The 13,099-nt window shown below is 55.2% G+C and carries 11 protein-coding genes; 9 read left to right on the top strand and 2 right to left on the bottom strand.

The genetic code is table 11. The features are described from left to right. Nucleotides 1-382 precede the first annotated feature (382 nt). Nucleotides 383-790 (top strand): DUF805 domain-containing protein, encoded by a 408-nt coding sequence (locus NP590_RS16490; RefSeq protein WP_256603731.1) that lies wholly within the window; start codon nt 383-385, stop codon nt 788-790. A gap of 37 nt (nt 791-827) precedes the next feature. Then, nucleotides 828-1,481 (top strand): pyridoxamine 5'-phosphate oxidase family protein, encoded by a 654-nt coding sequence (locus tag NP590_RS16495; protein WP_256603733.1) that lies wholly within the window; start codon nt 828-830, stop codon nt 1,479-1,481. 114 nt (nt 1,482-1,595) lie between these two features. Here the strand turns inward: NP590_RS16495 and NP590_RS16500 are convergent, their stop codons facing one another. Next, on the bottom strand, nt 1,596-2,144 hold the full coding sequence (locus NP590_RS16500; RefSeq protein WP_256603735.1) for a Slp family lipoprotein: 549 nt from the start codon (nt 2,142-2,144) through the stop codon (nt 1,596-1,598). A 383-nt stretch (nt 2,145-2,527) separates the two neighbouring features. On the opposite strand from NP590_RS16500, the gene NP590_RS16505 reads away from it, so the two are divergent. Both NP590_RS16505 and NP590_RS16510 read left to right on the top strand, forming a co-directional pair. After that, nucleotides 2,528-2,995 carry a hypothetical protein gene (locus tag NP590_RS16505; protein ID WP_256603736.1) on the top strand — a complete coding sequence of 156 codons (468 nt, stop codon included), beginning with the start codon at nt 2,528-2,530 and terminating at the stop codon, nt 2,993-2,995. Between the two features lie 233 nt (nt 2,996-3,228). Continuing rightward, nucleotides 3,229-4,047: a hypothetical protein gene (locus NP590_RS16510; RefSeq protein ID WP_256603737.1), complete on the top strand. Its 819-nt coding sequence runs from the start codon at nt 3,229-3,231 to the stop codon at nt 4,045-4,047. Here NP590_RS16510 and NP590_RS16515 read toward each other — a convergent pair. Next, nucleotides 4,025-4,747, bottom strand: a complete 723-nt coding sequence (locus NP590_RS16515) for a DUF6901 family protein (RefSeq protein WP_256603738.1) — start codon at nt 4,745-4,747, stop codon at nt 4,025-4,027. The genes NP590_RS16510 and NP590_RS16515 overlap by 23 nt on opposite strands. A gap of 45 nt (nt 4,748-4,792) precedes the next feature. Between NP590_RS16515 and NP590_RS16520 the strand changes: the two genes are divergently transcribed. The 5 genes from NP590_RS16520 (at nt 4,793) to NP590_RS16540 (ending at nt 13,096) form a co-directional block, all read left to right on the top strand. After that, nucleotides 4,793-5,347 carry a response regulator gene (locus NP590_RS16520; protein ID WP_256603740.1) on the top strand — a complete coding sequence of 185 codons (555 nt, stop codon included), beginning with the start codon at nt 4,793-4,795 and terminating at the stop codon, nt 5,345-5,347. A 68-nt stretch (nt 5,348-5,415) separates the two neighbouring features. Then, nucleotides 5,416-7,197 carry a type IV pilus assembly ATPase TfpB gene (gene tfpB / locus NP590_RS16525; RefSeq protein ID WP_256603741.1) on the top strand — a complete coding sequence of 594 codons (1,782 nt, stop codon included), beginning with the start codon at nt 5,416-5,418 and terminating at the stop codon, nt 7,195-7,197. 268 nt (nt 7,198-7,465) lie between these two features. After that, on the top strand, nt 7,466-9,535 hold the full coding sequence (locus NP590_RS16530) for an IPT/TIG domain-containing protein (protein ID WP_256603742.1): 2,070 nt from the start codon (nt 7,466-7,468) through the stop codon (nt 9,533-9,535). A 121-nt stretch (nt 9,536-9,656) separates the two neighbouring features. Next, nucleotides 9,657-10,739: a VPLPA-CTERM sorting domain-containing protein gene (locus tag NP590_RS16535; RefSeq protein WP_256603743.1), complete on the top strand. Its 1,083-nt coding sequence runs from the start codon at nt 9,657-9,659 to the stop codon at nt 10,737-10,739. Between the two features lie 203 nt (nt 10,740-10,942). Further along, a complete protein-coding gene (locus tag NP590_RS16540) occupies nt 10,943-13,096 on the top strand; it encodes an AMP-binding protein (RefSeq protein ID WP_256603744.1) in 2,154 nt (717 codons plus the stop codon). Nucleotides 13,097-13,099: the final 3 nt, after the last annotated feature.

Raw genomic sequence — 13,099 nt, forward strand, 5'->3', positions numbered from 1 at the left:
GACGAAACGCTCCAGTTGCTACCGGTCGGAGCGAAAGTTACCGGGCGGAATTCGCACCCGCTGAAAAACAGTGCCTTTTCACGGCGCATGACAAAGTAGAATTAAGCTATCTTTAATAGCTATTGGCGCGAATACCGCGGTTTTTGCTTACCGGCCAATCAGTATCAAGCCACGTCAATCGCAGAGTCGGGAGATTTAACCCGCAAAATGCGGTAAGGAATTGAGACAATGACGATCAACACATCCAAATCGCAAGCGTGTTTTATTTCGGCGGCGAACAAAAAACCGCGGTTCGGGCCGGCGGCGTTTTATGCCGCTTCCGCGAAGCATATCCGGCAAACCAAGCCTTTCGGCTTCGATTGTCCACGCACCGGCGACAAGCATGCCGCGCCATAGCCGTTCCAGTTTTTTGGTGTTGGGCTTGTTAAGCGCCGCAAATGCCGCGGGCCTGTTGCTGTACGGCCTGAGTCTTTCGACAGGTAGCGGTGGCGGCGAGAGTTCCGTGCCGGTCGTCATTGCACTGGCAGCCATGTGTCTTTTGGTATTTTTATACGCCGCCGTCAACAGGGGCCGCGACCTGGGCTGGTCCGGCTGGCTCATTGCCATTGCCCTCGGCATGGGCCCGGTCGCCCCGCTATTGATTATATATTTGGCCTGCGCCCAGGGCCAGCCGACGGCCAATCGCCATGGCCCGCCTCCCCCGCCCGCATCGGCCGAACAGTGGTTTTGGACTCTATTTTTCATCATCTGTAGTTGGTTCGTGCTGGCATTTACCGCCCGTATTCTTTAACAAATCATCCCCAAAACAATCACCTCGCGGAGGCAAAATGAGCGAACTTTATGGAGAACAACACAGGCTGCTGCAACAGGAATTCGAAACGACGGCCTTGGCCGACAGAGTCGGAGAAATGATCGTATTGGCGGAAATAAGCGACGAACACAAGGCCTTTATCGAAAGCCGGGACATGTTCTTTCTAAGCACGGTCGATCATCGCGGTTACCCCACCTGCTCATACAAAGGCGGCGCGCCGGGTTTTCTGAGAGTGCTGGACAACAAAACCCTGGCTTTTCCAAGTTACGACGGTAACGGCATGTTTCTGTCGCTGGGTAATATTCAGGCCAATAACAAAATCGGCATGTTGTTGATCGACTTCGAAACCCCGCACCGGGTCAGAATTCACGGCTGCGCCGGCATCGACAAACAAGATCCGCTCATGGGCGAATTCCCCGGCGCCGCATTGATCGCGCGAGTGACCGTCACCGAAATTTTCGTCAATTGTCCGCGCTATATCCATAAATACCAACGAATGGAAAGCTCGAAATACACCCCTCAAGCCGGGCTGGAAACGCCGGCCGCGCAATGGAAACGCATCGACGCCATACAGGACGTGCTATCGGAACGGGAACGTGCCATCGCCCGGCAACAAGGCACGATTACGCCGGAACAATACGGCGAGCTGGTCATGAAGGGCAAGGCGTGATGGCGCACCCCAAACCGTTGACCTGTTGTTGGATCGGCATGGATTTCAGAATGCACCTTGCCTGGGCATAACGCCGCCCCTAAGCGCCGGAACGGGCGTTACGCTGTTAGATGCTTACCAACCGAAACGGCCGTATCCAAAACCGAAGCCGATACGTCGCCGATACGGATAGAAGCCGTAACCGTAAGGCGGATAATAGTCATACGGATAAGCCGGATAGGCGTACACCGGCTCCGGGGGCCACAAATACAGGGTTTGGGCTTCTACCTTGACATAGGTATAAGGTTTTTCACCGATGGGCTTGGACAAACTGCCCGCCACGGTGCCGTAAACGGTCAACAAGCGGCCTTGCGCATATACGGCGGGATCCAGAAAACCCGCGACGCGGGCCAGAAATCGTCCCTGGGTTTCGTCGCCCTCGACAGGCCGCCCCGAACGATTCAAGCGTCTGGCCAGAATCTCGATCTCCGTATCGCCGGGGCGATTGGTGACCGTCAGAATACTGCCGCCCCAGCGCACATTCCTGCCGTTAAAGGCCTCCGTCTGGGGCATGACTTCAGTAATCCGAATGTCGGGTACAGGCTCTTGCGAGATGAGCTTGGGCACTTGGCTGGCGCAACCCGATATCAGCCAAAGCACCAAAAACAGCGTGTAGAATTTCATGATCCGTGCCTCCCGCTACGTTGATTGAAAAGGACCTGCGTCTCTCGGCCCCCATATCCATGCTCGCGACTCCGGCTCGGGTGCCGCCGAGTAACCGGATGCCGACGAAGTATACATCGTACAGCGCGTGAACAGTATCGGCGCATACGAAATTCGCCCGCAAGCCAATGCCACACGGGTACTTGAAGCAAGGGCCTCGCCCGCCCGGCAGAGCTGAAAACCGATTTTTTCAAGGTCAATGAAACAATTGAAACAAATCGGCCGGTTTTCGGAAATATCCGCGTTACAAAGACCGCCGATACTGCTCCCGCCGTAAGGGATTGCGCTTCCTTAAAGACTTCCCGTCCGGCATTTAAACTTAATCTCAAATAAAGGAGAATGCCATGAATTGCACACACTTATTACAGGCCGCCTTGCTGGCCGCCGTAAGCGCTGCCTCAGTCCAGGCCGCGGAGCTGGATTTCGGCTTGTTGGGTATCGTTCCCGGCCAGACCGCGCAATTGAACGCCGTGACCGTGACCGGCGAAACAGGCGATCCCTGTCTGCTGGAGCTATATTACCTGGACCGCAAGGGACAAGTGATCAAGGCGCTACCGGCGGTACAACTGGAACCGAATCAGTCGGTGTCGTTTAAGCTGGATGCGAGCGGAATCGTCGATACCATCGAACGCAGACGCGGCATCAGGCCGTTGATCAAAGCGGTCGGCAATGCCGACGGCCTGTCTGATTGCAGTGTCGCCGCCACCCTGGAAGTGTTCGACAGCGTTACGGGACGAATCGACTTGGTTCTTTACCCCGGAATGATCCGCGGCTTTAACCCACAGCCGGACCCGCCAAAAACACGGAACTAAGAAGTCCGCCCCTGACTTCCCAATTCATATCCACCACCCTAGCCCCCTTCCGGGGTAGAGAGGAGACAGAATGCGGAAGTAATTTTGGGCGGAATCCCAAGAAGTCCGCGCGCCTTTCCGCCGCGCGAGGCGGCGGGTGGGAATCCCGTGCATAAGCACTAACTTCGGCGCCAGGTTTTATGCTTATTCGTCCGCCACGGAACAACCAGAAGATTTTCATTGGAGAGTATTTCATGATCCATCACAGACATACCGAATCTATCGCCCCTGTTTTCCGCCGCTGGGCGGCCCACGTCCTGCTAAGCGGCGCGGCGCTGTTTTCCGTGCCGGCGTCGGCCTTAACCATCGACAATTTCGAGCTTGGCGGTTTCAGCCTGGTCGCCGACCAATTCAACGACCCCTTCAGCGTGGAAACCGGCTTGGCCACCAGCGAAGTACTGGGCGGCGAGCGGCGAGCCCAGGTGGTGCAGAACGGCGGTATAGGCACTATTAGCGCCACCCTGCTTTCCGGCAACCTCGGCGACGACGGCATCGCTATCGACATGTTGGCCTCACCCAACTCCAATCTCGGCGTCAGCGGTTTTTTGCAGCTGACATACGGCAGCGGCATGAATTTGCATGAAAACCTGACGGCCGACGGTAGCAGTGCGTTCCTGGTGACCCTGGGTAGCGTAACGCAACCGACAAACATGCACATTGGCATCTATTCGCTGATCAACTCGTCGATAATCGGACAGCTTGCAATGAAAACCGTAAGCGCCGCCGGCACATATGCCTTTGCCTTCTCGGATTTCGGTGCCATGCCCAATGCCTTCGATGACATCCTGCGCATCGATTTGTACATTGGCGGCCCGCTGGTGACGAACGGCGCATCTTTCTCCCTCCTCGACTTCAGAACCGGTGGCGGCGAGCCGACCGCGACGGTGGCCGAACCCGGCAGTCTGCCGCTGGCCGGAATCGGCATCCTATGGCTGGCGTTGCAAGCCCGGGCGCGAAGAAGGCGCCTGGCAAAACTTTTTCGCCGCTGGCTTATTCCACCCCGTACCGTTTGAACAAATAACGCATGCCCTCCAAACCTTCTTCGATGGACCATGTAACCGATTGTGTCAGCAAATCCAGCAGAATGATGCCGTTGATTGCGGCATCCTCGCTGATGGCGGCCCTCAGTCTGCGCGCCAGGGCCCGGTTTATAATCTGTAATTCCTTGTAGATTTGCGTAAGTTGATCCAGCTCCAGCGAAGACGGTTTGCCATCCTTGTGCAAAAAATATTGCGCCAGCAAAAACATAGAGGTAGTGCGGTAGAGGGTTTCCTCGTCGCTGGCAAGCGGTAAATGAAAACGCGCCATCGGTTTGAAATATTCCGTGTGCGGACAGGCGCTGGTGGCAATGACCAAACCCAGAATGGAACTGATCACCCGTTGCACGGTGGTATCGCCGCTGATGCTACGCTCCGGTGTTACGACCTCCAGGCTGACGGTTTGATAGGACTTCATCGACCCGCATAAATCGATCAGCGGCACTAGATTGGCCGCCACCGGACACAGCGGAGTCTCCTTTACCGACAGCGGACAATTACCGCATTGCTGATAATCCAGCGCGACCCAGGCGGGAGCATGGCCGGGGCTGGCGGGAATAAAGCTGTTGCTGGCCTTGTCGATGTGTATCGGAAATTCCAGGCGCTTATCGTCGGCAAACGATAATTTGTACAAAAACACCCAGCTCGGTGGGTCGGAATGTTCCAAAGTCGTCATTTTAATTTATGCTATAAGTTATAAAAAAACAGACAAGCCGCCACCATGAACCATGAAACCGCCCATATTCTGCTCGTCGATGATGAACCCAATATACTGAAATCGCTGGGCAGAATATTGAAGAATCATTCTATTACCATCGCCAATAGCGGTGCCGAGGCACTGGCGCAAGCCTTGGCGATAAATTTCGACATCGTCATTTCCGATTACCGCATGCCCGAAATGGACGGCATTACGTTTCTGGAAAAATTCATGGCCATGCAACCGGACGCCATTCGTATCATCGTGACCGGGTATGCCGATCTGGAAGCCGCTCAAAACGCCATCAATACCCTGGGCGTATTCCGTTTTATCAACAAACCCTGGAATAACCTGGAGATTATCAACGCCGTGGAAAAAGGCCTGGAATTAAAAAGGATATTACAGGAAAACAAGGCGCTTGCCGACCAAGTGAGACAGCAACAGGCCAGGTTGAACGAGCAGGAAGCCATCATAAAAGCCCTGGAAGCGGAAGAACCCGGCATCACCAAGGTCAATTGGGCGCCGGACGGCTCCATCATTCTGGATGAATCCGAACTGGATGACGATATCAAGTTTTAACAATCCTCGCCGCCGCCCCAGGCTAGACACCTCCCATTGACAAAACCCGATTCCGATAATGCTGCCCGATGCGTGAACAAAGCACCACCGACGACCGAAAACTAGACATTCAACAAATCATCGGCTGGCTGGAAAACGACGGCATATTGTCGGCGGCGGATTTGGCTAAATGCCGCCAATACGCCGTAGCCGGCATCAACAAACACAAACATCCGCTAAAAATCTTGGCCGAATGCGAACTGGGCGACCAATCGGCACTGGGCAAATTGCTGACCCTGGAAGACCTGACCCAATGGCTGGCCAGGAAGCTCGATTTGCCCTATTACTACTTCGACCCCTTGCGCATCGACGTGGCCAACGTTACCACGGTTTTCAGCAAGGCCTACGCCGGCAACTACAATATCCTGCCGATCAAAATCAGCGACGAGGAAGTCGTCGTCGCCACGGCCGAACCCTTCGTGCGTTCCTGGCAACAGGACTTGGCCAAAATGCACAGCGGCACCATCCGCTGCGTGTTTGCCAATCCGGAAGAAATCAAACGCTATCTGGACGAGTTTTATAATTTTTCCCGCTCCCTGAAAGGCGCCGGCAATCAAACCGGTCAGCCGGAAAGCGGTGCGACGCAGAATTTCGAGCAATTGATCGAGCTCAGCAAAACCGCCGACCTGGACGCCAACAATCAGCATGTGGTCAATCTGGTCAATTGGCTGTTCCAATACGCCTTCGATCAGCGCGCCAGCGACATCCACATCGAGCCGCGCCGCCTGCAAAGCAATGTGCGGTTCCGTATCGACGGCGTGTTGCACCAGGTTTATCAATTACCCAAGAACATCATGAATGCGGTATTGAGCCGCTTGAAAATCCTCGGCCGGATGAATATCGCCGAAAAGCGCCTGCCGCAGGACGGCCGCATCAAAACCCAGAATACCGCCGGCAAGGAAATCGAATTGCGTTTGTCCACCATGCCCACCGCCTTCGGCGAAAAACTGGTGCTGCGGATTTTCGACCCGGAAGTGTTGTTGCGCGATTACGAACAGCTGGGATTCAACAAACAGGAACTGCGGATCTGGAACCACATGACCAGCCAGAGTCACGGCATCATTCTGGTCACCGGCCCGACCGGTTCCGGCAAGACCACCACGCTGTATTCCACGCTGAAGAGACTGGCCACGCCGGAAATCAATCTCTGCACCGTCGAGGATCCCATAGAACAGATCGAGCCGGCGTTCAATCAAATGCAGGTTCAGCCCAGCATAGGCCTGGACTTTGCCAGCGGCATCCGTACATTGATGAGGCAGGATCCGGACATCATCATGGTGGGGGAGATTCGCGACATGGAAACCGCCGAAATGGCCGTGCAGGCCTCGCTGACCGGTCATCTGGTCTTCTCCACCCTGCACACCAACAACGCCCCGGCGGCGGTGACGCGCCTGTTGAATATCGGCGTGCCTGCCTACCTGATCCAGCAAACCGTGTTGGGCGTCATGGCGCAACGCCTGATCCGGGTGTTATGCGGTTGCAAAGCGGCGGCGCCCGTCAATGAGCAACAATGGCAAGCCCTGGTGGCGCCGTTCAAGGCCGCAGCTCCGAAAACCATCTATCAAGCCGTCGGCTGTAAAGTATGCCGCAACACCGGCTTTTCCGGCCGCATCGGCATCTATGAAATCTTCGAAAACAGCGCCGCCCTGCAGAAAATGATCGTGGATGGCTACGATGTCAATCAGTTGCAGAAGCAGGCCATCAAGGAAGGCATGCGTCCCTTGCGTCTGAGCGGCGCGGAAAAAGTCGCCGCCGGCCTGACCACCATCGAAGAAGTGATGCGGGTGGCACCGGAGCGGATAGACTTATAACTAACGATTGTGAAGCCGGTGCATCGCCCCGGCAAATGAAAGACAGTCTCGTAGCAGCGACGCCCTCGTCGCGATGATGGCCTTACGAATCGCGACCATGCGTCGCTCCCACCATATCTCTCGGAGCAAATACCCAAGTCAAATCCTAGTAAATTCTATAAATTTCATATAGTTAAAATAACCATAATTTTTAATGTGATTTTAACTTGACCCCCGCGAGCTCCAGACTAGACAATCAGAATACACTAAAACTCTGCTGGAGATTGCTATGGACAGGTCACCCCCCAATTCGCGGGCCGTTTGGCTGATAGCCTGGTTTTTATTGATCGGCTTGCCCCTGTCGGCCGAAACCCGCGCGGCAAATCCGGTCTTGTCGTCCTTATCGCCGTCCAGCGGTTTACAAGGCGGAAAAATCACGCTGACAGGCACAAATTTCGGCAGCCGGAAAGGCAAGGTTTATTTCGGTAACACGGAGCTCAGCGGGGACAAAATTGCCGCATGGAGCACTACCAGCGTCAGCACAATAATCCCCAAAGGTACGGGCCAGGTTAGTGTGCAATTGAAAACAGGCTCGGGCCTCAGGAGCAATAAACTGACGTTCAAATACGGCTCTGACGGCAGCGCCCCCGACACTGGTTTTCTGCGCAATTTCAAGGTACTTGCCAATAACGATCTGGGCATGCACTGCGTGGATGACGATTTTTCGGTATTTTCGATTCTACCGCCCTATAACGTCATCAACGCTCAAGTAATCGGTCAGGATGCCAACGGCAAACCGCAACTGGTAGATAAAAGCGCCGTGATTCTGCGCTATTCGCCTATCCCGGACAGCCGCAATTCGATCAATTCCACCTCACTCGGCAAAAGCAATTTTTGGGACGTCGACCCTGTCAACAACAAATCCTTTGCGGAACAATTGTTCGGCGCCAAACTGGCTCCCGGCCAGGGCATCAAAAATCTGTATATGCCCGCCGACGCGCCAAGCCCGGTTAACAGCACGTTTAGCTGGAATGCCGGCATGGGGCTATTTGCCGCCGAAGGGATTCCCATTTTTCCTATAGACGACCAACAACTTTACAACCCATATCCCATGTTGAGAATCAGCGCATTCGACGCTAAAAACCCCAGCGTGGAACTGGCGCATACCGATGTCGTTGTACCGGTTTCCGATGAAACCACCTGCAGTCATTGTCACGCCAGCGGAAAAGTCGCCGCGAATAAAGCCGCTGTAAATTGGTCAAGCAGTCCGGATATCGAAGTGCAATCCCGCAACAATGTATTACTGCTCCACGATTACTCTGAAAACACCGACTTGATAAATCACAAACCGGTGCTTTGCGCCAGCTGCCATTATTCCCCCGCGCTGGATTTAGCCGGCAATGGTCAACCCACCGGGGATCAGGTTGGGCACAAATGGATGTCTCGGGTGATGCATGATTATCACGCCGACAAAATGTCAGCCGTCAACGGCAAACCCCTGTTCGACAGCCCCGCCCCGGTAGGGGGGCTTGATGCCAGCCTGAATGGCGTTCCGCCGGCCGACCAGCAAAGCTGTTATCAATGTCACCCCGGCAGCGAAACCAAATGCCTGAGGGGAGCCATGACGGAAACCGTAACCTGTCAAAACTGTCACGGCAACATGGCGGCGGTGGGCGGTGCGCACGCACTACGCGCTTACGGGCCAACCGAGCAGATCAACCCGAGCGCCGATCAAAGCCGCAAGGCCTGGACCGACGAACCGCGTTGCCAATCCTGCCATACCGGCGACGCAGTCAAGCATTTGACGCCGGCCGGAGCCACCCTGGCAAGCGACGGCATTCGCCTGATTCATGCTTTTGATCTTAACGATCCGGCAGCCTCGCCCTTCCTGGCCGGCAATAAGCGTTTCGCGGAAAACGATAGCAAGCTGTTTCGCCACAGCAAGGGTCATGGCGGTATTGCCTGCGAGGGTTGCCATGGCAGCACCCATGCCATATGGCCCGGCGATAGCGAGCATCCCAACGACGATATTGCGCCCACCGACCTGCAAGGCCACGCCGGAACCATTGCCGAATGCACCAGTTGCCATAAAGCCGGCAGTCTTCCGCTGACCTTGGGCGGCCCGCACGGCATGCATAATGTCGGAGACACTCGATGGGGAGACGAACACGGCCACCCGGCATTTTACAAAAGCAACCCGACGGAATGTAAAGCTTGCCACGGCGCGGATTTAAGAGGTACGGCACTATCAAGAGCCGGAGCCGACAGAAACTGGCGGACGGAATGGGGAAGCAAATCGATCAAAAAAGGCCAACCGGTTGGCTGTTACACCTGCCACAACGGACCCGATGGCGACTGATCAGGAATCATGCTTTGCCGTACAGGGATGTACGGAAAGGACAATCGCATGCCGAAACAATCCGGGATCATTCAAGTTCCAGGCAAGACCTTTAGAACACTTTTACTTACGAGGGAAATTTATGCATAACCATAATCTTAAGATCGCCCGACTACTACTGGGCGCCGCCGGCATAATTGGCGCCAATGCGGCGATGGCCAGCACGGTCTTCGGTACCTTGAGCAATTTCGATGTTTTCAACGACTCCAGCACCAATAGCTACTACGGATTTGAAATAGAACTGGAGGGTATAGATTCCTCCGCGATTGCCAACTACAACGGCAATTACTACACATTTTATAACTGGCACTACGGCTCCGGCCAGGTCAGTACCGCGAACGGAAAAACCATCGTGCGTTATTACGACGGCGGCACGAACAACACGGCGCCCTATACCGCTCCCATCACCAACATCAGCGGCCATTCCTGTATCACCATTGAAGGTTGCGAGCATTTCGGCTTGGCCCTGAACGGCAGCCCCACGGCTTCGCGTTATTACTGGCTGGATCAGGCCGGCAATCGCAGTACGGCGGTCAACCTGATCGGCGCCCCCATCATTAACGTTGTGCAACCGGAACCGCCCGTGCCGGGCGCGCCGGCCCCGGCTCCGCAAGTCCAATTTGTCATGGAAGCGCCCGAAGCTCCCGAAGTACCCAATGCCAATCAAAAATTTTCCGATGCGGTTTGGGTCAAAGTCATCAAAACCGAGCTGGACCTGGAACACATGGCCAACCTGAACGATTTGATGGCCGATAATCCGGATAAGATTGCCGACGCCCAAAACGACGGTGTCGAAGTGGAGTGGAAACTGCTGCAAAGGCGTCTGAAAGACCCCGATGGCGTCAACAACAAATTGGATAGCGGTTTACAGGCCGCCGGCGCCAACGCGGAACAGGTATTGAGAACTTATCAATTTTTCGCCTTTACCGGTACCTACGATGAAGAACATGAGGCCAAATGCGTCAAAACCGGCTCGTGCGAAGACGATCTGCAAGCCGACCCAAACAATGTCGCCCTGTATGTCGGCCGCTTATTGGGCCAACAAATGGTGGCGGCGAACCTTAACGGCCCCATCGTATTTCCCGGGCAAGTTCCCCTGCCGGGCGCGGCATGGCTGTTTGGCTCGGTTTTGGCGGGCTTTATAGGTATGTCTCGCCGCAAATAACCCGCCCACGGTCTTTAGCGACCACACGGAGAGGCATGTCCTTGCCTCTCCGCTCTCTCCTCCGCCAAAATCCTCCCCGCTAAATGATGCTGAAAAATTTCGCGGGGAAAAACGGTTTTTAATTGAACATTGTTTAATTTATCTTTATAGTATCGCCTGCAAATCGCAATCCGTCTGCTAAGATGCGCCCCAGGAGGCATACCATGTTAAAGAAATTTCTACACTGGCTGTTGACACTGCTATTCAGAGTCAAAATCATCGGCCTGGACAACTATCGGCAAGCCGGCGACCGGGTGTTGATCGTCGCCAATCACGTATCCTTTCTGGATCCGTTGCTGCTGGGGGTTTTTCTTCCCGACGACATTACTTTTGCCATCAACACCCAAATTTCCGAACGCTGGTGGTTAAAACCCTTCCTGCGTTTATCGAAAGTATTTCCGATGGATCCTACCCATCCGCTATCGCTGAAGGCTCTGATCCATCATTTACAGAACGACACCAAAACCGTGATTTTTCCGGAAGGCCGTATCACCGTGACCGGCTCCATGATGAAAATTTACGACGGCACCGGCATGGTGGCGGACAAATCCGGCGCAACCATTTTGCCGATTCGCATCGAGGGCGCGGAATATAGTCACTTCTCCAAATTGAAAAACATCGTGCGTTTGCGCTGGCTACCGGCCATTACCATTCATATCATGCCGCCGACCCTCATCGATACCCATGGCGCCTTCACCGGCAAGGCCAGACGCAAGCAAAGCGGACATATTCTGACCGATATCATGACCGAAATGATGTTCGCCACCAGCCATTACCGGCAAACCCTGTTTGCCGCCCTGCTGGAAGCCCGCAAAATTCATGGCGGCAAGCACACGGTAGCCGAGGATCTGGAACGCCGACCGCTCAGTTACGACACTTTGATAACCCGAGCCATTATCCTGGGCAAATTGGTTAAACCGCTGACGGCGCCTGGCGAGAACGTCGGCGTCCTGTTGCCGAACTCCACCAAAACCCTCTGCGCAATTCTGGGTTTGCAGTTATACGGGCGGGTGCCGGCCATGTTGAATTATTCCATCGGCTCGGCGGGGATGGCTTCGGCCTGCGCCACCGGCCAGGTCAACATCGTGCTGAGTTCGCGGAAATTTATTGAAATGGCGCATCTGCAACACGAAGCGGAGGCATTGTCGCAACATGTCAAGCTGGTATATCTGGAGGATTTGGCCGCGCCGCTGAGCATGCGCGATAAAGTCGCGGCCTTGCTGCAAGCCAAAACCGCCGATTACTGGTATAAAAACCAGGCGCAAGATGCCGATGACGCCGCCGTGGTGCTGTTTACCTCCGGCTCGGAAGGCGCGCCCAAGGGCGTGGTGTTGTCGCATGCCAATATCATCGCCAATCACCAGCAAATCAAGGCCCGTATCGACTTCAACCCCACCGACGTGGTGTTGAATTTTCTGCCGATGTTTCACTCCTTCGGCTTTACCGTCGGTACGCTGCTGCCGGTCTTGAACGGCATGACCGCCTTCTTCTACCCCTCGCCGCTGCATTTTGCCGTGGTACCGGAAATGGCCTACGAAGTGGGCGCCACCATCATGTTCGGCACCAATACCTTTTTGGCGGCTTATGCCAAAAAAGCCCACCCCTACGATTTTTTTAGCTTGCGCTATGTGGTGGCCGGGGCGGAAAAACTGCAGGAAAGCACCCGTTCCATGTGGCTGGACAAATTCGGCATTCGGGTATTGGAAGGTTACGGCGCCACCGAAACCGCGCCGGTGACATCGGTCAACACGCCGATGGACTACAAGGCCGGCTCGGTCGGACGTTTGATGCCGGACATGCTGTACAAGTTGGAACCCGTCCCCGGCATCGAACACGGCGGCAAACTGCACGTGGCCGGCCCCAACATCATGAAAGGCTATTTACTGCCCGACAATCCCGGCCGGCTGGTACCGCCCTGTTCGCTGTACGGCGAAGGCTGGTACGACACCGGCGACATCGTACATGTCGACGAAGACGGTTTCATCCACATTCAGGGCCGCAGCAAGCGTTTCGCCAAAATCAGCGGCGAAATGGTGTCGCTGACGGCGGTGGAACAACTGGCCGCTCACGCCTGGCCCGGCGCCCAACACGCGGCGGTCAGTCTGCCCGACGCCAAAAAGGGCGAACAGGTAATTTTACTCACCACCCAAACCGCCGCCACTCCCAAACAGCTGGCGGAAGCCTCGCCCGGCGTCGCCGCCATTACCCTGCCGAAAAGAATTCAGGTAGTGGACAAAATTCCGGTGCTGCCCACCGGCAAAACCGACTACCTTACGGCAACCCAGTTGGCGGATACCCTTGTCAACGCAGAGGCATAAATC

This window comes from Methylomonas subterranea, from assembly GCF_024505185.1.
Taxonomy (GTDB): Bacteria; Pseudomonadota; Gammaproteobacteria; order Methylococcales; family Methylomonadaceae; genus Methylomonas; species Methylomonas subterranea.

Excerpts from the sequence above, each read along its gene's own strand:
- NP590_RS16540 (WP_256603744.1), top strand. The coding sequence starts at position 10,943 with ATGTTAAAGAAATTTCTACACTGGCTGTTGACACTGCTATTCAGAGTC.
- NP590_RS16500 (WP_256603735.1), bottom strand. The coding sequence starts at position 2,144 with ATGAAATTCTACACGCTGTTTTTGGTGCTTTGGCTGATATCGGGTTGC.
- NP590_RS16535 (WP_256603743.1), top strand. The coding sequence starts at position 9,657 with ATGCATAACCATAATCTTAAGATCGCCCGACTACTACTGGGCGCCGCC.
- NP590_RS16495 (WP_256603733.1), top strand. The coding sequence starts at position 828 with ATGAGCGAACTTTATGGAGAACAACACAGGCTGCTGCAACAGGAATTC.
- NP590_RS16510 (WP_256603737.1), top strand. The coding sequence starts at position 3,229 with ATGATCCATCACAGACATACCGAATCTATCGCCCCTGTTTTCCGCCGC.
- NP590_RS16490 (WP_256603731.1), top strand. The coding sequence starts at position 383 with ATGCCGCGCCATAGCCGTTCCAGTTTTTTGGTGTTGGGCTTGTTAAGC.
- tfpB (WP_256603741.1), top strand. The coding sequence starts at position 5,416 with ATGCGTGAACAAAGCACCACCGACGACCGAAAACTAGACATTCAACAA.
- NP590_RS16505 (WP_256603736.1), top strand. The coding sequence starts at position 2,528 with ATGAATTGCACACACTTATTACAGGCCGCCTTGCTGGCCGCCGTAAGC.
- NP590_RS16515 (WP_256603738.1), bottom strand. The coding sequence starts at position 4,747 with ATGACGACTTTGGAACATTCCGACCCACCGAGCTGGGTGTTTTTGTAC.
- NP590_RS16520 (WP_256603740.1), top strand. The coding sequence starts at position 4,793 with ATGAACCATGAAACCGCCCATATTCTGCTCGTCGATGATGAACCCAAT.
- NP590_RS16530 (WP_256603742.1), top strand. The coding sequence starts at position 7,466 with ATGGACAGGTCACCCCCCAATTCGCGGGCCGTTTGGCTGATAGCCTGG.